At 68.3% G+C, this 21,688-nt stretch carries 24 protein-coding genes and 1 pseudogene; 21 read left to right on the top strand and 4 right to left on the bottom strand.

The window, feature by feature from the left end:
* Positions 1-142: 142 nt before the first annotated feature.
* A complete protein-coding gene (locus ACIPYW_RS09505) occupies positions 143-2,872 on the top strand; it encodes a hypothetical protein (protein ID WP_400412861.1) in 2,730 nt (909 codons plus the stop codon).
* On the top strand, positions 2,869-3,411 hold the full coding sequence (locus ACIPYW_RS09500; RefSeq protein WP_400412859.1) for a hypothetical protein: 543 nt from the start codon (positions 2,869-2,871) through the stop codon (positions 3,409-3,411). The genes ACIPYW_RS09505 and ACIPYW_RS09500 overlap by 4 nt, the downstream gene beginning before the upstream one ends.
* Before the next feature lie 399 nt (positions 3,412-3,810).
* Here the strand turns inward: ACIPYW_RS09500 and ACIPYW_RS09495 are convergent, their stop codons facing one another.
* Both ACIPYW_RS09495 and ACIPYW_RS09490 read right to left on the bottom strand, forming a co-directional pair.
* Positions 3,811-4,776 (bottom strand): DUF2332 domain-containing protein, encoded by a 966-nt coding sequence (locus ACIPYW_RS09495; protein WP_400412858.1) that lies wholly within the window; start codon positions 4,774-4,776, stop codon positions 3,811-3,813.
* 135 nt (positions 4,777-4,911) lie between these two features.
* Positions 4,912-5,937, bottom strand: coding sequence for a S66 peptidase family protein (locus tag ACIPYW_RS09490; protein ID WP_400412857.1), 1,026 nt, complete (start codon positions 5,935-5,937; stop codon positions 4,912-4,914).
* Between the two features lie 88 nt (positions 5,938-6,025).
* Here ACIPYW_RS09490 and ACIPYW_RS09485 point away from each other — a divergent pair.
* From ACIPYW_RS09485 to ACIPYW_RS09445, 9 genes and pseudogenes are all read left to right on the top strand, one after another.
* Positions 6,026-6,208, top strand: a pseudogene (locus ACIPYW_RS09485) (organic hydroperoxide resistance protein); the annotation flags it as partial.
* A gap of 330 nt (positions 6,209-6,538) precedes the next feature.
* Positions 6,539-6,709, top strand: a complete 171-nt coding sequence (locus ACIPYW_RS09480) for a hypothetical protein (protein ID WP_400412856.1) — start codon at positions 6,539-6,541, stop codon at positions 6,707-6,709.
* 198 nt (positions 6,710-6,907) lie between these two features.
* Positions 6,908-7,510, top strand: a complete 603-nt coding sequence (locus ACIPYW_RS09475) for a recombinase family protein (protein ID WP_400412855.1) — start codon at positions 6,908-6,910, stop codon at positions 7,508-7,510.
* Between the two features lie 7 nt (positions 7,511-7,517).
* Positions 7,518-8,909, top strand: a complete 1,392-nt coding sequence (locus ACIPYW_RS09470; RefSeq protein ID WP_400412854.1) for a Mu transposase C-terminal domain-containing protein — start codon at positions 7,518-7,520, stop codon at positions 8,907-8,909.
* Positions 8,906-9,718, top strand: coding sequence for an AAA family ATPase (locus tag ACIPYW_RS09465; RefSeq protein ID WP_400412853.1), 813 nt, complete (start codon positions 8,906-8,908; stop codon positions 9,716-9,718). Before ACIPYW_RS09470 ends, ACIPYW_RS09465 begins: the two co-directional genes overlap by 4 nt.
* A 383-nt stretch (positions 9,719-10,101) precedes the next feature.
* Entirely contained in the window at positions 10,102-10,977 is an 876-nt protein-coding gene (locus ACIPYW_RS09460) for a hypothetical protein (protein WP_400412851.1), read from the top strand.
* Positions 10,978-11,072: 95 nt separating this feature from the next.
* A complete protein-coding gene (locus ACIPYW_RS09455; RefSeq protein WP_400412850.1) occupies positions 11,073-11,447 on the top strand; it encodes a hypothetical protein in 375 nt (124 codons plus the stop codon).
* A gap of 154 nt (positions 11,448-11,601) precedes the next feature.
* A complete protein-coding gene (locus tag ACIPYW_RS09450; protein WP_400412849.1) occupies positions 11,602-12,030 on the top strand; it encodes a hypothetical protein in 429 nt (142 codons plus the stop codon).
* Positions 12,031-12,067: 37 nt separating this feature from the next.
* Positions 12,068-12,652 (top strand): DUF1349 domain-containing protein, encoded by a 585-nt coding sequence (locus ACIPYW_RS09445; protein ID WP_400412847.1) that lies wholly within the window; start codon positions 12,068-12,070, stop codon positions 12,650-12,652.
* Positions 12,653-12,685: 33 nt separating this feature from the next.
* Here ACIPYW_RS09445 and ACIPYW_RS09440 read toward each other — a convergent pair whose 3' ends face one another.
* Positions 12,686-13,660: an NAD-dependent epimerase/dehydratase family protein gene (locus tag ACIPYW_RS09440; protein ID WP_400412846.1), complete on the bottom strand. Its 975-nt coding sequence runs from the start codon at positions 13,658-13,660 to the stop codon at positions 12,686-12,688.
* Positions 13,661-13,680: 20 nt separating this feature from the next.
* Positions 13,681-14,070 (bottom strand): hypothetical protein, encoded by a 390-nt coding sequence (locus ACIPYW_RS09435; RefSeq protein ID WP_400412845.1) that lies wholly within the window; start codon positions 14,068-14,070, stop codon positions 13,681-13,683.
* 60 nt (positions 14,071-14,130) lie between these two features.
* On the opposite strand from ACIPYW_RS09435, the gene ACIPYW_RS09430 reads away from it, so the two are divergent.
* From ACIPYW_RS09430 to ACIPYW_RS09385, 10 genes are all read left to right on the top strand, one after another.
* A complete protein-coding gene (locus ACIPYW_RS09430) occupies positions 14,131-14,487 on the top strand; it encodes an ArsR/SmtB family transcription factor (protein WP_400412844.1) in 357 nt (118 codons plus the stop codon).
* A complete protein-coding gene (locus tag ACIPYW_RS09425) occupies positions 14,484-15,497 on the top strand; it encodes a cation diffusion facilitator family transporter (RefSeq protein ID WP_290131029.1) in 1,014 nt (337 codons plus the stop codon). The genes ACIPYW_RS09430 and ACIPYW_RS09425 overlap by 4 nt, the downstream gene beginning before the upstream one ends.
* Positions 15,498-15,539: 42 nt before the next feature.
* A complete protein-coding gene (locus ACIPYW_RS09420; protein WP_400412843.1) occupies positions 15,540-16,385 on the top strand; it encodes a phosphotransferase in 846 nt (281 codons plus the stop codon).
* Between the two features lie 38 nt (positions 16,386-16,423).
* Positions 16,424-17,137, top strand: a complete 714-nt coding sequence (locus ACIPYW_RS09415) for a hypothetical protein (RefSeq protein WP_400412842.1) — start codon at positions 16,424-16,426, stop codon at positions 17,135-17,137.
* Between the two features lie 52 nt (positions 17,138-17,189).
* Positions 17,190-17,354 carry a hypothetical protein gene (locus ACIPYW_RS09410; protein WP_400412841.1) on the top strand — a complete coding sequence of 55 codons (165 nt, stop codon included), beginning with the start codon at positions 17,190-17,192 and terminating at the stop codon, positions 17,352-17,354.
* Between the two features lie 206 nt (positions 17,355-17,560).
* The gene (locus tag ACIPYW_RS09405) at positions 17,561-18,298 is read left to right on the top strand and encodes a DUF4129 domain-containing protein (RefSeq protein WP_400412840.1); all 738 of its coding nucleotides are present in this window, start codon (positions 17,561-17,563) and stop codon (positions 18,296-18,298) included.
* A complete protein-coding gene (locus ACIPYW_RS09400) occupies positions 18,295-18,774 on the top strand; it encodes a hypothetical protein (RefSeq protein ID WP_400412839.1) in 480 nt (159 codons plus the stop codon). Before ACIPYW_RS09405 ends, ACIPYW_RS09400 begins: the two co-directional genes overlap by 4 nt.
* Positions 18,771-19,814, top strand: a complete 1,044-nt coding sequence (locus ACIPYW_RS09395; protein WP_400412837.1) for an AAA family ATPase — start codon at positions 18,771-18,773, stop codon at positions 19,812-19,814. Before ACIPYW_RS09400 ends, ACIPYW_RS09395 begins: the two co-directional genes overlap by 4 nt.
* Positions 19,811-21,130 carry a DUF58 domain-containing protein gene (locus tag ACIPYW_RS09390; protein ID WP_400412836.1) on the top strand — a complete coding sequence of 440 codons (1,320 nt, stop codon included), beginning with the start codon at positions 19,811-19,813 and terminating at the stop codon, positions 21,128-21,130. The genes ACIPYW_RS09395 and ACIPYW_RS09390 overlap by 4 nt, the downstream gene beginning before the upstream one ends.
* On the top strand, positions 21,127-21,663 hold the full coding sequence (locus ACIPYW_RS09385) for a hypothetical protein (RefSeq protein ID WP_400412835.1): 537 nt from the start codon (positions 21,127-21,129) through the stop codon (positions 21,661-21,663). Before ACIPYW_RS09390 ends, ACIPYW_RS09385 begins: the two co-directional genes overlap by 4 nt.
* Positions 21,664-21,688: the final 25 nt, after the last annotated feature.

Genomic DNA, 21,688 nt, shown 5'->3' with positions numbered 1-21,688 from the left:
TGAACTGGGATTTTTCTATCGACCCCCAAGTGGGTGATACCGATTGAAGCCGGGACCACTCTTACGCTGCGAGAACGAACAGCAACTCATGCAGTTCGTTCATAGAGGGGGTCTCGTGCAACCAGTTCTGCACGCTCCGCGGGTGAGGAAGCGCAGCCTGGCTGCTGCGGTCCTCGGCGCGGTCGCACTCATCGGCTCATTGCTGGTGGCCACGCCGGCGCATGCGCTCAACGACACTGGTACGGGTGGTGTGTTCGTTCCTGCGACGGGCCGCATCCTCGACACTGCGAAGGGTACTGGCGGGTTTAGTACGCCGATGGAAGCCGGAAAGTACCGGACCATCAAGGTCACCGGGCTCGCGGGGTTGCCGGATGACGGGTCCGTGGGTGCGGTGTCCCTGAATGCCACCGTTGGCGGATCGAGCGGTGCTGGGACCCTCTTCGGGCGTCCCGACGCGGACTCGGGTCGGACGACGATGCTGATCTACAGCGGCGTTTCGGGGGAGTACACCTCCAACAGTGCCACGGTCGCGGTCGGCGCTGACGGCACCATCCAGGTCATGACCGAGAACGCGACCCGGCTGATCCTGGACGTGCAGGGGTACTACACAGCGAACACGGACGGCACTGCCGCTGGCGGGTTCGTGCCGGTCGCGAAGCGCATTGTCGACACTCGTTCAGGGCTCGGAGCTGCGAAGGCGACGATCGCGCCCGGGAAGAGCGTCGATGTGCAGATCACGGGATCGAACGGGATCCCGTCGGGCGCATCAGGTGTGGTGGTGAACCTGATCGCGATCAACAGCACCGACAGCGACGGCTACCTCACCCCCTACGCGACCGGTAGCACGAAGCCTCAGAACGCGCTGCACTACGCACCCTCCATCACCACCAGTGCACAGGCGCAAGTGCCGGTGTCCGCAGGCGGGAAGATCACAATCGCGAACGGCTCCGCCACCGCAAACCTCGTCGTCGACCTGCAGGGGTACTTCACCGCCGCCGGCAAGTCTGGGGCGGTCTTCACTCCCTCCTACGGGCGCGCGTACGACTCCCGGGCCTCCGGAAACACGGCGCTGGCGAGCGGGGAGACCCGTTCTATCCAGATCGCAGGCAAGGCCGGCGTACCCGTCATGGGTTCCGGCATCACTGCAGTCACGCTGACGCTGATCGTTTCCCACGCCGGCAGCGCGGGCTACGCAGAGGCCTGGGCTGACGGGACCAGCAAACCCGGCACGACCGCGATCAACTTCCAGGCCGACGACATCCGCACCAACACAATCACCGTCCCCCTCGGCGCAAATGGCAAGATCGCCCTCCGGAACGTTGCCGACGCGACGAACTACGTGGTGGACGTGCAGGGCTGGTACACGGACTCCACGCTCCCGACGATCGTTTGTGCAGCGCCGTATTCATCGGGGTCGTGGAACAACGCGGTCCCAGATGCAGACATTAGTTGCGTTGTCACCGCGCCTCGTGCAGCTGCAAGCGACGATGCGCTGGCGATCATCCTCGACGGCGAAGAACTCGATCCGATTGCCATGAGTGCGACAGCAACAACGCCTACCGACGTTGTAGTGGCTGCAACTCCAGGTAAGCACCTCCTGTCGTCGCGCGTCACCTCCGGGTCGCGCGGTCAATCAGCACCCGTCTCAACCTATTCTTTCGGTGTCGGCAACTGGGCGGAAAAAGCTATCGAGCCGTCAATTCTCGATGGCGACATTGTTGCACTCTCGCCGGACCTCGGGGTTGGCATCGAGGGAAGCGATGCCCTTCCGGCGACTGGGACGGTCAAGTACACTGTATGGTCCGCTGAAGATTCGACGAATCCTCTAATTGAATCTGATCCGATGGATCCCGACTCGCCTTTCTCGCTTCCTCAAGGCGTCCTGGAGGCGAACAGTACATATCGCTGGAACGCCGTTCTTTCGGGACCTTCGGGGCAGACTCAAGAAAATCGTGTAGTGACCTCCCCAACGTGGTCGTTTAGCACAAACGCCACCGACAACGTTGAAGACGCCAAGGAGACATGCGCCGACGCGCTTTCTGCCATGACCAGTAATGAGGATTACGACCCGCAAGATGGCGGACTCGGATACAACTGCTATGGGGATACTGCAGAGATCGCTTCTGTAGATGCAGCATCTCCGTCGTCATCCGTGGCGGCAACGACAAAGAGTCGCTCGATGGCAGCTGACGCGCCCTCTGAAACACCTACTCATGCTACCCACTACGTGTACAACAGGGTGTCGAATAAAATGGTGTCTCTGGTGGGACTCTCTGGCGAGAATGCTCGGGAAGCCGTTGATTCTATTCAGCCGGAAAGCACCGGGTCTGCGCCTGCTAAGCCAGTTATGCGAACGGCAAAGCTTGGGTTGTCAAACGTCTACGAGAAGATCAATAGCCAGTGGAAGGAGACCCTCGGACTCACTGTCACCTACGGAGAGCTGAACTCGCGCGGTGTGCCAACCTCTGCTTACGTTTTGAAAAACACAGTCACCTTCAATCTGGGAAAGTTCACGACTGCGGATTACTCGTACACCTGGACATCGCTCAGTAACCGGGACACCTCGCCACTTCTCGAGCTTCGTTCATACCAGCGCGCGCTGCCGCCAATCCGTATCGACACCGTCCATACTGGACAAGGCAAGGGCGCTGATATCGTGTTCCGCCGCTCGTATACACAAAAGGGCACTGTTCTACTCAATCGCGGGAAGTTCCAATATAATTTCGACCTTCGAAAGCTGACGATTAATGACCTTCGTAAGGGGTACTTCCCACAAGTTGGAGGGGATTGGCATCCAATGGTGACGGGCAAGCGTTTTCAGTGCTACAAGACCACAGTTTGCAAATTTCCGAACGGTAAGGAGGCTCCATGATGGTGCAGCCTGCGCTACTCGCCATTTTGTCTCGTATGCTAGGAAGGCAGTTTGATTCGAGCGGCGGGCTCCTCCATGCGATTGTTGCGCAAAAATTCGGTGTGGAACGGCGGGAGTATGAAGTTTGGGTGCTGCCACAGGCGAACTCGTGGGAGGTACTCGATCGTTCGCTTGGGGAGCGGCGAACCTACAATCCTGTCCATGGCTTGCTGATAGAAGAGGGCAAAACGCGAGAGGCGCATCCCCCTGAGATCGGACGCACGTACCCCGTTCCCCCACCGGTTCAGATGTTGCTGCCGGCCGCCCTTCCGATCTGGCGGGACAGCGACGACTGGCGGGTCGGTTCCGCGGAGCTCGGAGCCGACAGCCTGGAATTGAAGATATTCGCTCAAGATCCGTCCTATGTGATGGAAGGCACGGTTCGTATCTCCCAAGACGGAGTCGCTGAAAGGTTCTCAGTCCCGGAGTTTGAGCTGGTAATTGAGCGTTTGGTAGTGGAGGACGGCAGGTCGCGGTCTTCAATCTGGTGGGGTGTTTGAGAGTTTTGAGAGGGTGTTATTTCTGAATACTCTCGCTGTGCGGCGATATTCAGTTGTGCATCAGGTGCTGCGCGTTGGTCCCCACCGTTCTCGCGGTGGGGACCATTCCGCGGTTCGGCGACTACTGAAGGCGTGCGCGTCATCGTCCATTCATTTAGTCGCTGCGTCTCGTTTCCCTATGGTTGCGAGACGTCTCGTCGATCCGAGGTCGGGTACGCACGCTCCGCGAGAATCCGCAGCGCGGCGAGTCTGTGAGCAGTTTCGTTCTGTGTCGTCGGCCTCGCTTCGCTCCGTGTCGTGATCGCGTCTCGATAGCGGATCGGCAACCGAACGGGGTTGGCGGCCCTGACCGTGTCCTGGATGACGATCCACAAGCGGGCACGCCGAGCTGTTGTCCTCTCAGGAGGCGGCGAGAGCGTGGAAGAACTGGCCATGTGGGCCGACGATGGCAACAGGTGTGCCGTTGACCGCCAGGACGGTGCCGTTGTCGGCGTCTGCCGGGAGCTGCGCCGCGACCTCCGGCAATACCGACTTGCCTTCGTTACTGATCCACACAGCACCGCTCGCACACACCTTGCCGACGAACGACTCACGATCGTCCGGTCCCAGGTACACGAGCACGGCACTGTGGAACACGACCAACGTCGCGTCAGACGGAGCCCGCGCGACGACCTTCTCGAACTCCTCGTACAGGTCACCGGCCACGAGCAGCGGTCGTTCTGCCGCGACGAGGGACGCGGCGGCGTGCAGGTTCCGGCGGCGCTCGTCATGCTCGGGCCAGACGAGCGTCTCCAGCCATTCCAGTGAGGCCGGATCGGCGACATCGAGCGGGTTGAGGTCGATGCCAGCACGCCACACAACCTCCGGTAGGTGCGTCGGGGCTGGACACCCGCGCAGCTCGGTTTCGAGCACGACAGTGCTGCCGCTCGGAGGTGCCAGTTCGTCGACTCCGCTCTCGGTAAAGAAGCGGTAGGCATACCTGTCCGGGTACAGGCACAGTCCCGCCGATGCACCGACTTCGAGCAGGGCGATCGGTCCGGTGATCTTCGCCAGTTCGGGCAAGAGCACGGCACACCGGCGGACCTCGTTCGTCTGCGTCGCGTGTGTGAGTGTTACCGCGCGGACCGCGTCCCACCTGGCGACGAACTCGCTCCTTGCCTCGTGATAGGGCACGAGAGGGACGCCGGCCATCCGAGCAGAGGCGAAGACAAGGTTCGGTTGCCGCTTCGTCGCGGGCAGCTCGTCGATGAGCTGCACGACGTCATCATCAGCTGCAACACCAGTCGCCCAGTCGAAGTACAGGTCGGAGATGCCCTGCGCTTCGATCTCCGCCCACGCCAGGTACTTCTCGCCAGTCACGCTCACAGCCGCATCCTACGGAGGGGCCCATCGCCGCGGCGATCGCCCTGACGGTCACGACGTCCGCCTCTTTCTTCGCTCTGCGGTTGAGGCCGCCGCCGAGCTCGGGCGCTCTCGATGCTCGATCCCTGACCGGTCGAGCTACGGGATCAGGTGCTGCACGATCGAGCTGTCCGCTCCGTTGAGTCGGACCTCCGCCAGAGCGCCGTTCACGAGTGGCATCTGCGGCGGTTGGTGTCCGGTGTCGAAGTCGAGGAGTACCGGCACGTCGAGGTCGCCCAGCGCCCGACGCACGGCTTCTTCCTGGGACAGTTCGGGCACGGCCGAGCCATCGGTCCGACCGATCAGAACACCGTTCGCGTCGTCGAACCAGCCCGCGAGGCGCAGCGCAGTGAGCATTCGAAGGACGGTGACAGCGTTGGACTCGGCCGCTTCGAGGTAGACAATCGTGCCCTCCGGGGCATACTTCCGCGCGAACCCAGGTACGTCGCCGTAGGGCGTTCCAGCGAGCAGCGACACGGTTTCAAGGCAGCCACCGATCAGGCGGCCGCGCATCGTCACGTCATCCGTTCCGTCGAGGGACCGCCACTTCGTAGGGACTTCGTACGCGTGTCCGCGATCCAACGGCTCATCAGCCCATGCTCCCCACGGCCGGCTACGCCGACGAGGTGCGCTGCGTTGCCCGAAAGTGCTCCCTGGCGGAAGTGCCGCGACGGCGGTCCAACGCTCGAACTCGCCGGGCAGCTCGTACGGCTCGTCCATGAGGTTGGCACCGTGGATTGTCGCGAGCCCGGTCCGCGTGGTCAGGGGCAGCAGCAGTGTGGAGATGTCCGACCAGCCCACGAACCACGGGCGAGCCTCGGCGAGGGCGTCCCAGTCGATCTTCTCGACCAATTCGATAGCGAGCTCCCCGCCCCACGGTGGAAGAACCGCGTCGGCCGCCTCGAACGAAGCGTGCAGATCCTCGGCGCGCGCAGCTGCAGACGCTGGGGTGAGACCGGCCGTGGACGTGTGCGGGCGCACGTGGACCTCGAACCCGAGTGACGTGAGCGCTTCGACCGCATCCTGCATTCGATCGAGGAGATCCACTGGGACCCCCATCGACGGTGCAGGCACCTCGATCCGCCCGCCTGCTCGGAGCGGCGTCGGGTAGCTGATGCTCGCCATGCTTGAACCGTATCGGCATCCGAAGCGTGTCCCGCAAGCCGGTCGTCCACTGGTACAGGCTCGGAGGCCCGATGTCATCGGCTCCACCGTCGACGCCCGAGTCGCCGTCGGCAGCAACGAGCAGGGCGGGTTCGGGCTTGCCGTTCTCCTCGGGGTGACCAGCCCCGGCGTGGCCGCTGACCAAGCGCAGGCTCTCGCCGACGCCGCACACCAGATCTGCCCGTACTCCAACGCAACCCGCGGCAACATCGAAGTCACCGTCACCGTCACCGTCGCCGTGTCCGACGACTGGCCGACCGCCCGAACTACCGTGGTGCGCCGCCGCGTGGCGACGCACCACGGCCTCGGCCACCCGATGTGTGCTTGCGGAACGCCCGCGACGTGTGTCACAATCGTCCTGCGTCCATAGTGCGCGCAACCAGCCGACCCTCGGGTCGGTTTTTTTGTGCCCAAATATTCCGCCGCGATCCGCGCAGCCGGATGCGCCACCCCAGCGGGTTTCACCCGCACCCTCCCAATGGAGGCCACAGTCCTCGGACGTGCACGGTGCACGACCCCGAGAGTCAGCCGGTCGGCTGACAGATCGAACGGTGGAGGTCCCATGCTCCAGCTGTCGATTGAGATCCCTGCCCCCGCTGCCTACGCGGTCGGCTTCGCCCTCGCGATGCTCTTCATCGCGATCGCGATCCGCCACGCGTGGCCAGTCCTGAACGACAAGGCTGCACGCCGCGTCGCTCGAGTGCAGCGGGCCAAGGCTCTTCGCAAGAAGTAGCCGGACTCAAAAAACACGCCCCTCCATCGGCTAGGAGAGCTCTGTCCTCTAGATGTATCACAAACCTCCGATTCCGCTACATTCGACCGACCCGACGCCAGCGATCTCATCGAAGCGGCGTGTCTTGTAGCGGAACTCAGGCCCGGAATCTACGTTCCGCTACTACCCGCGCTGGTCGAGTTTCGCTACGTTCTCCTCATGGGTCACCTCCTCGGGTACGCGCGCGTGTCCACCACAGACCAGGACGCCTCGCTACAGATCGACGCGCTCAACGCCGCCGGCTGCTACCGCGTGTTCGTCGACACCATGTCCGGGTCACTCCAACACCGCCCCGAACTCGACAAGCTTCTCGATCAGCTCCGCCCGGGCGACACCCTCGTCGTCTGGCGACTCGACCGGCTCGGTCGATCCATCCGGCACCTCATCGACCAGCTCCATGCTCTCGCCGAGCGCGGCATCGGGTTCCGGTCGCTGCAGGAGACCATCGACACCACCTCACCCGGCGGCCGGCTCGTGTTCCATGTCTTCGCCGCGCTGGCGGAGTTCGAACGTGACCTCATCAAGGAACGCACCAACGCCGGCCTCGCCGCCGCCCGAGCCCGCGGCCGCACCGGCGGCCGCCCGTCACGTCTCTCCGCAGACCAGGTGCGAACCGCACGCCGACTCTACGAGCAGCAGGACATGACCGTCGCGCAGATCGGCGATGTCCTCGGCGTCAGCCGCACGACTATCTACCGGGCCCTCGCTCGCCACACTGAACCGGTCGCTGCGAGGCGGCCGAAGCCGTCGCCGACGATGTAGCTCGATCATGGACGCGGGTGAGCGGTGGCGGATCCTTCGACTGCACGTCGAGGACGCCATCCCGCTCGCCGCCCTCGCCCGCAGCACTGGCATCAGCGAACGCACCCTGCAACGCTGGCTCGCCCGCTACAGCACCAACGGGTACGACGCCCTCGCCGATGGAACCCGGACCGATCACGGCGTCCGACGGACGGCACCGGAACTCGTCCGCCTGGTCGAGGGCCTCGCGCTCACCAGGCCGAGACCGTCGATCGCCACGATTCACCGTCAGGTCGGCGTCCACTGCGCTGAACGGGGATTGCCGTCGCCGTCGTACTCCGTTGTGCGGTCGATCGTGAACGCGCTGGACCCCGGGATGGTGACGCTCGCGCTCGAGGGACCGGCCTCGTACCGAGACAAACACGAGCTGCTGCTCCGACGCCGCGCTGACCGTCCAAACGCGATCTGGCAGGCGGACCACACAATGCTGGACCTGCTCATCGTCGGACCCGCCGGCAAGCCCGAACGGCCGTGGTTGACGGTGATCCTCGACGACTACTCCCGCGCGATCTGCGGGTACATGGTGTTCCTCGGCGCCCCGTCAGCGGCGAACACGGCGCTCGCGCTGCGGCAGGCGATTTGGCACAAGTCGGAGCCGGACTGGCCGGTCTGCGGGATCCCAGACGTGCTCTACACAGACCACGGTTCCGACTTCACCAGCCACCGCCTCGGGGACACCGCCGCCGTACTGCACCTCCGGATCATTCACTCACTGGTCGCTCGACCTCAGGGGCGCGGGAAGATCGAGCGGTTCTTCGGCACGATCAACACCGAGCTGCTCCCAACGCTCCCCGGCCACCTCGCACCCGGGATCGCAGCACCGATACCGATCCTCGACCTTGCCGGCATCGACAACGCCATCAACACGTTCATCCGCCGCTACAACGCCCGCACCCACCGTGAGCTCCGGACGACTCCACTGCACGCGTGGATCGCAGACGGATGGGTGGCACGGCTTCCGGATTCCCTCGAACAGCTCGACGGCTTCCTGCTCACCGTCCCGACCACGCGGGTCGTGCAGCGCGATGGCATCCACTTCGAGGGCCTCCGCTACACCGCGGCCACTCTCGCGCCGTTCGTCGGCAGCACCGTCGCTATTCGGTACGACCCCCGCGACGTTACCGAGATCCGCGTCTTCCACCGCGACGCGTTTCTCTGCACCGCGATCAGCACCGAGCATCAGACCGAGACGATCAGCCTCAAGCAGATCCAAGCCGCCCGGAATGCTCAGCGCCGGGCGCTGCGCGGGCAGATCCGCGAACGCATTGCGATCGTCAGCCCGGCTTCAGACGACGCCAGCCCACCAGCCGACGAGCCGGAACAACCGCGACTGAAGACCTACGAGGAAGACAGGTCATGACAAGTCAATTCATCATCACCAAGGAGCACCGCCGGTTCGCGGAGTTCGCGGACGCCGTTCGGAAGCAGAACACCATCGGCGTCTGTTTCGGTCCCGCTGGCGTCGGCAAGACCCTCTCAGCTCGCCGCTACGCGCACTGGGACAGCATCGGCCCGTTCATCGCCAGGTGGGCCGCACGCAGCGAAGACGACACCAAGATCTACGCCGCCGCACACCGTGCCCGCACTGTCTTCTACACGCCCGAAGTCTCCGCAACAATGCGGGCCCTGCAGGACGATCTCCGGCACGACATGATCCGCACCGAACGCTGTATTGAGGAACACCTCCTCCTGCACGGTGGCCACGTCGACCACATGCACGGCCCCAACCCGTCCTTGCTCGAGCTGATCATCGTCGACGAGTCCGAACGCCTCACCGGCAACGCCATCGAGTGGCTCCGCGACCAGTACGACCGCACCGGCATCGCGATGATCCTCATCGGCATGCCCGGCATCGAGAAGCAGTTCACCCACTACCCCCAGCTCTACAGCCGCCTCGGGTTCGCCCACCAGTACCGTCCGCTCGGCCACGACGAGCTGCTGTTCGTCCTCGAACGTCAATGGCGCAAGCTCGGCAAGACACTCGACCCCGATGACTTCACCGACGCGCAAGCCATCGCCGCCGTCGAACGCATCACCCGCGGCAACTTCCGCCTCCTCGAACGCCTCCTCCCTCAGATCCAACGCGTCCTAAAGATCAACGAACTCGACGTCATCACCAACGACGTCGTCGAAGCCGCCCGCAGCACCCTCGTCATCGGCACCACCTGACCCGACACCGATCGCAGCGAAAACGACGACATAGATCGAAGCTGCTCACATGAGACGAGCTGGAGCGCAGGCGCTGGAGGTACGAACACGCGCACGTTCCTGTCCGCTGAAGGACCGGCTACTGAGACGGTGCGAGCGGCGCAGGCGGTGATAGACAGACGCATGCACATCCGACCCGCGACACTCACGCTTTTGGTCGTTCTCGCGGCTTGCGGAGTTGGCCTCTTCGTACTGCCCCCAGGAGTGCCGACGAAGATACTCGGGGCAGTACTCATCGTGGTGGCGTTCGCGGTGCTGATCGTCTCCGGGCGAGCTGGCCGATCGGACCGCTGACCGATCGGCTTTCGGACACGACGTCGTCGCAGCGGCGATACTGTGCGGTCATGGCGCTCATCTCGGACACCAGTCGAGGCGACTGGCTGCGCCCGCGCGCGGGAGACTGGTCGACTGCGGGTGGGGTCGCGGGAACTGGGTTCGAGGTGTACGCCCGGGTCCTGCACCCGCTACCCGCCGTCCGGGAGGACCTCGCGGCGGCCGACGGCTGGGGAGGTCACCCGATCGTCGAACATCGCGCGTGGACCTGGGCAGAGCTCGCAGCTCGGAACGGTCGACATGTGCACCCCCTCGTGCAGTGGGTGCGTTTGTCCGGCGAGGAGCAACCTCAGGGCGTCGAGACCGAGGACGGGTGGACCGTCGGTCCTCCAGAAGAGGGGCAACTCGACTCCGCAATCCTCGCAGCACTCACGGAGCACCTCGGACGAGCCACAACCACGCCGGACGACCTGGTCGCAGCCGTGTGGAATGGTTGGGGTGACCTCAACGGCGGTTCCGCTACAGCTTCTTTCGTCATCGGGGAACCGAGCGAGGAGCAGTTGCGAGAGATGCAGGAGCAGGCGGAACGGCGACGGCTCCGGAACGCCGCCGTCGCAGACGCGCTGGCGGGGCCGACGTTCGAGTGGCCGGGACGAGAGTTTCACCTGATGTCCGCGTCCCTCGCGCTGTTCGCGGAGCCCGACTGGCTCAAGACGGCTTCCCTCGATGTCTGGCCCGCTGCCGGGCACACGCCGCAGATGCTGTGGCCGGAGGACCGCAGCTGGGTTCTCGCGACCGAGATCGACTGGGACTTCACCATCGTCGCCGGCAGCCACGGCCTGATCGACTGCGTGCTCGAAGACCCTCGTTTCGAGGCGTTCGCCATCGTCGAAAGCGATGACCTGAGCTGGACGGGTGATGCGGTCAACCGAAACGGGCAGGCCTAGTGGTCACCATGCGTGACTTTCGATAGCCGATCCCTTTCGGACGCCGACTGGTCGATTCGATCACATCAATGCCCGCGCCATATGAAGGGACACCCTTGAGGGACCGCATTCGACGCGCACCGTTCAGCGGCCGCGCCGCCGGCTGGAACCTCGCCCTCATCTGGGTCGTCATCGTCGTCGGTCTGCTGAGCGCCATCGTCTGCGTCGGGTTCATCCTCAACGAGAGCCTCATCTCGTACAGCACCTGCTCGAACCGAGATGATGGCTGCAGCGGAGGGGATGCAGGCTGGTTCACCGGCATGGGCCTCACCTTCTTCGGCGGGTTCGCCGCCGTCATCACCGCCGGCGCTGCAGGCATCCGCTCCCACACCCGCAGGACCGGCGTCTGCTACCCACTCGGTGGCATCGGCGCGCTCCTCCTGATCACCGCAGCCGGGTACGTCCTCCTCAAGGCCCTGACCCTGACCTAGCCGGATCTTGCTGGTTCGGTCAGCGCCTCCGAGAGTCGATGCGCGCGGCGAAGTTCCTCGCCTGCGTCTCTCCTGCTGACGGGAGCGGGATGCTGCTGATTCCGTCTGTCAGCGTCTTCGTCAGGAGCCGCTCGCCGACCCGTAGTCTCGTCCCGTGACGGATCGGTTCTGGCATCAGCGCGATCCGATGGAGGTCCGTGACCGCGATGGTTCGGCCGGGTGGGTGGCTCTCGCACTCGTGGTGCTCTATTCCGCGGTGCTGGCGCTCGTGCTCTCCGTCTCGAACGGCGTCAGTGCGGCGGATCTCGCTGGCGCGGGCGCCGCACGGCACCCCTTCGACGACCCTCCGGTCCTGGTCGCGCGAGCGGGGTTCGTGGTCGGGCTCGTCGCTGTCGCCGCGCTCCCCACCGCACTCGCCGTGATCGCGCTCGGGTACCGCGGCGTGGTGCGAGGCAGGGTCGCCGGCCGTCGAGTCGGCTGGGTCGCGCTGGTCATCGGCGGGGTCGGTCTGCTCCCCGCGTTCCTCGCCTCCGCGCTGGGGGTCCTCGTCTGCATCCTGGACGGAGGTGCGATCGCCGCCTGATGGCAGGCGGGAGACGTCCGGCCGGTACGGTCGGCACATGGACGACATCGCATGGAGTGCCGGGACGTGGAGCAACCCGCCCGTCGCGGTAGCGACCTCGGAAGACGGCATCCGCGTCAGCGCCGCGGAGGGCAGTGATGCCTGGCGGCTGACCTCCTACGGGTTCGTGCACGACACCGAGCACGCACTCCTGGCCCCGTTCCCGAACGGCACCGCGATGGAGGTGACCTTCCGTTTGTACCTCGCCGAGCAGTTCGACCAGGCGGGGATCTTCGTCGCGGTCGACGAGGCGACCTGGATCAAGGCCGGGGTCGAGCGGAGCGACGGTGAGGACTGCCTCGGCGCTGTGGTCACGCGAGGGTTCTCGGACTGGTCCTTGTCCCCGGCCCCGGAGTGGCACGGCAGGCTCGTCACGATCCGCGCCAGTCGGTCTGACGACGCGCTCACGGTCCGCGCCCGCGTCGAGGACGAGCCGTGGCGGTTGGTGCGCGTCGCCCCGCTGGACGAGCGAGCCGTGGTCACTGCCGGGCCGATGTGCTGCGCACCGTCGCGTCCGGGCTTCGAGGTGCACTTCACCGCGTGGCAGACCGGCCCGGCTGACGGCAGTCTGCACGCGGACTGACGACGCAGCACCGCTTCGTGTCCACGGCACCAGCTAGCGGCTGGTCCTCCGCCGGACCTGCCGGAGGACGGCGCGCTCCTCGGAGGCGCTGAGACCTGAGCGGCGGACCCGATCGAGACTGCGAGCGCGCTCGTCCTCGAGCACCGAGCGCGCCGTTGCTCCCAACGGCCGTACCCGACCTCCCGTGCGTGAGAAGGCGCACGACGACCGCTGCGCGAAGGCGGCATCCGATAGTGGAAGCCACAACGGGAGGGATCGCGGCCCCGCCCAGTAGCGAACATCGTGTGCGAGCAACTCACTGTCCTCGACCTCGACGAGTTCGCCGTTGAAGCCGGTGACGCTCGCCACGGTCCGGAGGAAGTCGGCCAAGGCGACTGACTCCCCCACGGCGTTGACCACGCCGCTGTGACCGGCTCGTGCTGCCTGCCCGATCCAGGCGGCCAGGTCGGCGACGTCGATGACCTGCACGAAGCGGCCCGACGTCGTCGGGGTCAGGACGGGTCCGGTCCCGCTCAGCCGCGCGGGCCAGTACCCGAACCGGTCGCTGGGGTCGCCGGGACCGACGATGAGGCCGGGTCGACCGATCAACAGCCGGGACCCGAGACGAGCGGCGGAGCTGCGTTCGGCCGCCACCTTCGCATCCGCGTACTTCGACAGGTCCGTCGGCTCGACGACGTCGGCTGTCTCGTCCGCCCCGGGTTCGTCGTTGCGGGCGTACACGGAGACGGTGGACACCAGTGTCCAGTGCGCCGCGGCGTCAGCGAGGGCGTCGAGGGCAGGCTCGACGAGGTCCAGCTCGTGCGAGAGCTCGATGACCTCGTCCCACTCGCCGTGCACGGCCTTGTACGCACCCGGCGACAGGCGATCAGCCCGGACGAGACGAGCACCCTCCGGGACGGTCCCCGACTCCCCTCGAGCGAGACACGTGACCTCGGCACCTCCTTCGAGGAGGTGTTCGACCACCGCTCGTCCGGCCCACCCTGTCCCACCCAGCACCAGTGCTCGCATGGACCCAGTCAAGCGTGCCGTCAGAACCAGCGGAGCAGGAACTGTTCGAGGACGTTCCGCGCGACCCCCACCACTCCGGGCACCGGTTCTCCGGAGTCCCGGCCGACGCTCCTGAGGAGCGCACGCTGCGCAGCCTCGTACTCGTCACGCTCGGTGTCGGTGTACGTGTCCGGCGCGTCGGTCCGGCTCGCGCCCAGGGCTGCCAGCCGGCGCATGCCGTGGCGGAACCCGACCGGTCGTGGCGCAGCCTCGATCAGCTGCAGCAGGCGCGCGTGCGAGTAGTGCTCTGGACAGCGAGCAGCCCGCCCGATGAGGTCGGTGAGTCCTCGGAGCCCCGCTTCGGTCGAGACCGACCGGACCTGTACGAGCCGAGCACGGCTGCACAGGTCGTACAAGAGCGCTTCGTCCATGCAGTCCCCCTCGCCGCGCCACCATCTTGGCACGACGAGCCCTTCCGCTAGTATCTGCATGTGCACGTAGACAAGCAGCCTTGCGGACTCAGCCCGGAGTCCGAGTACGTCGAGCTCGCGGTGGAGGTGTTCGCCATGCTCGCGGACGCGACCCGCGTGAAGATCATCCTCGCGTTGCGGAACAGCGACGAGCTTTCGGTGAACCGCCTCGCAGAGGTCGTCGGCAAGAGCGCCCCGGCCGTGTCGCAGCACCTGGCGAAGCTCCGCCTGGCGCGGATGGTGTCGACCCGCCGCGAAGGCACGACGGTGTTCTACCGGCTGACCGACGAGCATGCTTCGGAGCTGGTCATCGACGCGGTCAAGGAGGCCGAGCACGTGGTCGGTCACGCACCCTACCACCAGCAGGCCTCCTCATGACGGACCACACGCACACCCACACGGACCGCAACGACCACGGGCACGACCACCACCACGACCATCCGCACGGCGGGGCGAAGGGGTTCCTGTACGACCTGTTCGTTCCGCACACGCACGACTCGGCGGACTCGATCGACGACGCGATGGAGGCCAGCACCGCCGGCGTCCGCGCCCTGAAGATCAGCCTGTTCGTCCTGTTGGCCACGACGGTCTTGCAGGCGGTGATCGTCGCGTTCACCGGGTCGATCGCGCTGCTCGCGGACACGATCCACAACTTCGCCGACGCCTTGACCGCGGTGCCGCTCTGGATCGCGTTCGTCCTCGGACGCCGCGTCGCGAACCGCCGCTACACGTACGGCTACGGCCGAGCGGAAGACCTCGCGGGCATGTTCATCGTGTTCGTCGTCGCCCTCTCCGCCGTCGTCGCTGGCTGGCAGGCGGTCGACCGCTTCATCGATCCTCGGCCGATCGAGCACCCATGGCTGCTCGTCGCCGCCGGACTCATCGGCTTCGCCGGCAACGAGGCCGTGGCGGTCTACCGCATCCGCGTCGGCCAGAAGATCGGCTCCGCGGCACTCGTCGCCGACGGCGTGCACGCGCGCCTCGACGGGTTCACTTCCTTGTCCGTCGTCCTCGGAGCGGTCGGCGTCCTCGTCGGCTTCCCGATCGCGGACCCGATCATCGGCCTGCTCATCTCGGTGTCGATCATGGCGCTGCTCTGGGGAACGGTGAAGTCCATCGGCGCCCGCCTCATGGACGCCATCGACCCGGGCCTCGTCAGCAGGACCGAGCACGCGCTCGAACACACCCCGGGCGTCGAAGCCGTCCGCGACGTCCGACTCCGTTGGGTCGGCCACCGCCTGACCGGCTCCGCCACGGTCGAGGTGGCGGCGCCGTCCCTGCACGAGGCCGCGGACGTCGCCGCGCACGCCGCCGAACACGTGCACGAAGCGATCGGCAACGTCGACGAGTTCACGGTGGTGCCCGCCGTCCACGCGCACCAGCACTGAGTCGACGTGCCGCCGCCGTGCACGCCGGACGTAGGGTGAGGTGTGCACTGGGGGACGAGCGGACTGCGGGACGAGCAGGTCGCCTTCCTGCAGTCGGTCTTCGACGATCCGGTCCTCGTGGCCGATGACTCGTGGGGACTGCTGGACACCCGCGTGCTCCACGTCCGTGACGCCGCTGGCGACTACGTCGTGAAGGCCTCGGGCCAGGACAACGCGCACTTCCCCCGGGAACTCGCGGCCCACCGCGACGGCTGGACGAGCGTCCTCGGCCGACGGACTTCCCGCTTGGTCGCAGCGGACGAGGACGCGCGCGTGCTGGTCCTCGATCGACTCCCGGGTCGGCTCGCGCTCGGTTCGCCCCACGAGCACGACCCCGACGTCCACCGGCAGGCCGGCACCGTCCTGCGACGGTTCCACCAGCAGTCCGCCCGGGAGGACCCGCAGTACCTCCACCGCGAGCGGGACAAGGCGCTCCGGCTGCTCGACGACCCGCACCGCATCGATGCGGACACGGCCGAGCGGGTCCGAGCGCTGTTCGAGGCGTGGGTGCCGCACCCGGTGACGGTCGTCCCCACGCACGGCGACTGGCACCCGCGGAACTGGCTGGTCGACCGGGGCCGTCTGCTCGCCATCGACTACGGTCGCTTCGCGCTCCGCCCGGCCGCCACGGACTGCACCAGGCTCGCCGTCCTGTACTGGGAGCGGCGCCCCGAGCTCGAGCGGGCGTTCCTCGACGGGTACGGGGAGGATCCCCGCGACCCCGAGGACTGGCGCTGGCTGCAGCTCCGGGAGGCCGTCGGCACCGCGGTGTGGGCGCACGCGGTGCACGACGAGGCGTTCGAGGCGCAGGGTCAACGGATGCTGCGGGACGCGCTCACCGCGTTCTGACCTGCCCGCACCCGATCGCGCCGGAGCAGTATGGGTGGGTGGCGTTCATCTCGGACCGGTGGGTCGAGCGTCTGCGTGACGGGACCGCAGCTCCGTCGTGGCCGATCCACCTGGTCGCACTGGTCCTCGTGCTGGGGGCACCTGCGCTCATCGTCGCCGAGTTCCGCTCCCCGAGCTTCGTCGCGGAGATGGCCCGCAGCAGTCGGGTCGGGAGCATCGTCCTGGTCGAGGCGTTCCTGGTCGTCGTCGGCTTCGCCATGTCGATCGGCACGTGGTGGAGCGGCCGACGCGATCGTCGGGTCCTCGCGCGGATCCGTGCGAGCAACCACCGACCGGCGTTCTTCCTCCCGGTACTGACGAAGGGCCTCCGCACGAGCGAGGACCTCCCCCATCCGCGCCCGGAGGTCTGGACGTTCGACACTGGAGGGCTGCACGGATGGACACCGGATCGGGACACCCCGGTGCTCGGCGTCCCGTGGCCTCGCATCCGGCGGATCAGCCTGGCCACCAAGGACTCGCGCGGCACCCGGATCGACTACGCGCTCTGGTTCCGGCTCGACGGCGGCGACCCGCTCGTCCTCGCACCACGGACCGCCCTCGGACGCCCGTTCGAGGCCGGGCCGGGTGGCCTCGAGACCCTCCTCCCCGTGGTGCGGGCGCTGCGGCTGGAGCTGGGCCACCGTGCGACGGCCGAGGCGAGCACGGAAGCCGGCGGACCGACGGTCGGCGGCGAGGAGCACCACCGATCCTGACCCGGAGAACGAGGCACACTGACAGACTGGCCGGGACTCGGAGGTCTCCATCGTGCACCTGCTCCTGTTCCTTCCCGTCCTCTTCCCCGTGCTCGCCGGTCCGGCGGGTGGCGGCGGATCACAACACGGCGTCTCGGCGCCGATCTGGCTCATCATCGCGGCTGTCGTGGTCATCGTCGTCATCGGCGTGGTGGGCATCGCGCGACGCCGACGATGAGCAGTGCGACCGTTGGACGGTCGTCGCGCGCCACCGCCGGCGAGAGCGGCGCCCTGCGGCGACCAGCTTGGAGGCGCGACCCGCCTGACCGACGCCGGTCGCGCCTCCAGGCCGTCGCCGGATCGCCGTCGGTCCGGTCCGGCTGCTCCCGACGGGACCCGCCTGACGGACGCCGCTCCCGCGGCCGCGCGGGGTAGCGTGAGGTCATGGGGAACGACGACGGTCCGCAGCGCGGTGGCGCCGCGTTCGTCCCCTTCGCCGCCTTCGCCCTCGGGGCGCTGGTCGTCGTCGCTGCCGGACTCGGGGCGCGTCCCGTCCTGACCGGTGCGCGCTGGTCCCCCACGGTCGCCCCCGCCCGCCCACCCGCCGTCGTGTCGACCGCGTCGCCGCCGCCCGCGACGAACGAGCCGCAGCCGCCCGGCGCCCGCGCGGCCCAGCACGTCGACACGACCTGGGTCCTCGTCGTCCTCGCGGTCGTCGTGGCCGCGCTGCTGGTGCTCGTGGTCGTGCACCTGCTGCGGAAGCGTCGTCGTCGTGGACGTCCGGAGGAGATCGGGGTCGCCGGCCTCACGGTCGCGGTGGCGGACGAACCGTCCGCCGAGGTCGGCCGACAGCACCTCCGACGCGGGATCGGCCGTGCGCTCGAGGTGCTGTCGGCGCCACGCGACCCGTCCGATGCCGTCACCGCTGCGTGGCTCGGTCTGCAGGAGTCCGCCGAGGACGCCGGGTTCCGTCGGGGCGCAGCGGAGACGCCGACCGAGTTCACGACGCGGATCCTCCGACAGCTCGACGTCGACGAGACCGCCCTCGCGACCCTGCGTCGTTGCTACCTCGCGGTGCGGTTCGGCGGGAGTCCGGCGCGCGACGCCGATGTCGCCGCCGTCCGCGCCGCACTGCGCACGCTCGACGCGCAGTGGGCCGACGCTCCGACGGGCCGATCGTGAACCGCCGCCGCACCACCGGCGTGCTCGTGCTCGCCGTCGTCGCGGCCGCGATCACCTGGTTCTTCGGTGTCGGCGTCCTGCAGTCGCTCGCCGTCGGCGGCGTCGTCGCCGCGGTCGGTCTGACGTGGAGCGCGGTCCGCGAGGACGTCCCGCTGACCTGGCCCGTGCCTCCCGTCCGCTCCGAACCCGGCGCACGACGTGAGCTCGCCGAGACGGCGTGGGCGTTGCGCGCCCGCGGCGGCGTGCCGGAGCGGACGCTCGCCCGCGCCCGCGCGGTCGCCCGGCACCGCCTGCGGACGCTGCACCGACTCGACCTGGACGACCCGGCCGACCGGACGGCCATCGAGGCGGTCCTGCCGCCGGGCGTGGTCGCCGTCCTGGTATGCGAGCGGCGGACCGAGATCGACCTCACCACCTTCGCGAGCGTCCTCACCGCGCTCGAGACCCTGGAACCCACGACCGAGAGGCACCCGTGACCGACACCCCGCCGCAGAGCGCACAGCCGCTGCCCATCGCCGACGTCGCCGCGCGCTCCCACGATGTCCTCGACACGGTCGGCGCGGTCGTCGTCGGGATGCGGGAGTCCCTCGAGCTGGCCTTCGCGAGCATCCTCGCCGGCGGTCACGTCCTGTTCGAGGACGTCCCCGGACTCGGCAAGACGCTCGCCGCTCGGAGCCTCGCCGCCGCCTGCGGGCTCGACTTCCGTCGGCTGCAGTGCACCCCCGACCTGTTGCCGGCCGACATCACCGGGTCGTTCGTCTACGCCCCGGCCACCGCCGAGTTCGTCTTCCGGCCGGGCCCCGTCTTCACCGGGATGTTCCTCGCCGACGAGATCAACCGCACGTCACCGAAGACCCAGTCGGCGCTCCTCGAGGCGATGGCCGAGGGACAGGTCACGGTCGAGGGCGAAGGCTTCCCGCTGCCCCGGCCCTTCCACGTCGTCGCGACGTCGAACCCGATCGAGTACGAGGGCACCTACGCCCTGCCGGAGGCGCAGCTCGACCGCTTCATGGTCCGCCTCTCGGTCGGCTACCCCACCCGCGAGGGTGAGCAGCAGGTCCTCCTCAACCGGATCGGGCGCCGCCAGGAGGTCGCGACGGTACCGGCGGTGGTCGACGCGGCCGACATGCTGCGCATGCAGGCGACGGTCGAGAGCGTGCACGTCGACGAGGACATCGCGCTCTACTGCGTCGACCTCGCGGCCGCGACACGGACCCACCGCGACGTGCAGGTCGGGTCGTCGCCGCGCGGGGCGCAGGCGCTCATGCTCGTCGGCCGTGCGCGGGCGGTCATGGACGGGCGCGACTTCGTCACGCCGGAGGACGTCAAGACCGCCGCGGTCGCGGTGCTCGCGCACCGGATCTCGTTGACGCCGCAGGCGTGGGCGAACGGGGTGGACCCGGCGGTGATCGTGCGGGGCATCGTCGCGCAGGTGGCCGGGCCGCCGGTCGTCGGGGCGGCGGGCGTTCCCGGCGGTACCGGCGGGTCCGGTGCTGCCGGCCTGGAGGCACGGTGAGCGTTCCGGACGGACCCCCGGCCAGCCCCGTGGCCGGGTCCACGCCGCTGTGGGTACGGAACCCCGCGCTCGTCTTCGGGCTCGCCGCCGGTGTGTTCCTCGCCGGGCTCGGGCTCGTCACCGGACGTCCCGAGCTCGTGGTGGTGGCGTTGCCGGCGCTCGTGACCGCAGCGTTCGGCGCCCGCCGTCACCACGCGGCACCGGTCCGTACGACGATCGAGGTCGCTCCCTCCGACTCCGGTCGGGGCGTCGGGTACCGGGCGGAGGTCGCCCTGCCTGCCACCGCTGAGGCCGTCGCCGTCGAGTTCCGCGTCGCCGGCGACCGTCGGCACGTCGTCGTGGTCGGACCTCGCCGTGCGGTGCACCTCACCGGCACCGTCCCGGTCACGCACTCCGGCCCCCAGGAAGTCCTGCGGACGCACCTGTCGCTCCTCGGCCGGGGCGGCACCGCGGTCTCGGTGCCGGACGCCGGTCCGGTGCGGTCCGCGGTCGTCCCGCCCCCGCAGCTCCCGATGCAGCACCTCCCGATGCCGAAGCGGGTGACGGGCATCACGGGTGCGCACGACTCCGCCCGTCCCGGCGACGGCGGCGAGTTCCGCGACGTCGCCCTCTTCGCCCCGGGCGACCGGCTCCGGCGCATCGACTGGCGACGCACCGCACGGCGGGCCGGGCGCCCGGGTGACCTCTACGTGCGCCGGACCTTCGCGACGGCGGACGCCCTCGTCGTCCTCGTGCTCGACGGCCGGGACGACCTCGGCGCGGACGTCACGGAGTGGAGCGGTGCCCGGCACGGCAGCCGTGACGCGACCTCGCTCGACCTCGCGCGCGAAGCCGCCGTGTCCCTCGCCACCGCGTACGTCGGGGCGGGTGACCGGGTCGGCTTCCGTGACCTCGCCGGCGCCGCGCGGTCGGTCGAACCCGGCGGCGGCACCCGGCACCTCGAGCGGCTCCGCTCGACGATCGCCGCGGTGACCCCGACCGGTGACGCGACGGCGACGGCGCGCATGCCGCTCGTCCCGGCAGCGTCGCTCGTCGTGGTCCTGTCGACGTTCCTCGACGACCAAGCGGCGACGATGGCGATGACGTGGGCCGCCACGGGACACCGCGTCGTGGCCGTCGACGTGCTCCCGACGCCCGACGACCGGCGAGCGAGCCGTCACGAGCGCGCGGCGTCACGGCTCCTCACGCTCGAACGTGCCGACCGGTTCACGGAGATGACCGCCACCGGCGTCGAACTGATCCGCTGGCGCACCGACGACGGCGACTCCCCCGCCGTGCAGCTCCGCCTGCTCAGCCGCGCTCGGCGGGCCGGATGACGGCCCCCTCGCGAGCGGAGCGGGCCGGCGCCCCGTCGATCGGTCCGGCGGTCCCCGCGTGGTCGATCGGCGCGCTCGGCCTGGTGGCGGGTGTCGTCGGGTCGGTCGTCGTGGTCGGCGCGAGCGGCTGGCTCGTCGTCGCGATCGTCCTCGCGGTGGCCGCCGCGGTCGTGCCCCGCGGCCCGTTCGCGGCGCTCCTCACGGTGCAGCTCGCCCTCGCCGGGATCGACGGGACGGAGCTCCCAGCGCTCCTCCTCACGACGCACCTCCTGCTCGCCACGAGCCTGCTGTGGGCGTGGACGCCGCGGACCGCCCGGGTGCAGCTCCGGGCACTCGTGCCGTCGGCGCTGCGGTTCGTCGCCCTGCAGGTCGGCGCCCAGGCGGTCGCGTTCGTGGTCGTGGCGCTCCTCAGCGGGGCCGGCCCGGTCGGTGGCGTGTGGCTGGCGGTGGCCGGGACCATCGCGCTCCTGGCGCTCGCCCTCGGCCTGTTCGTGCCGGTGCTGGTGCGCGCCGGCGACGACCCCGAGGGCTGACCGATCCCGCCGTCCGTCGGCGCGG

The sequence above is a fragment of the Curtobacterium sp. NPDC089689 genome, assembly GCF_044749145.1.
Lineage (GTDB): Bacteria > Actinomycetota > Actinomycetes > Actinomycetales > Microbacteriaceae > Curtobacterium.
This window is presented reverse-complemented; position numbering and strand designations above follow the sequence as displayed.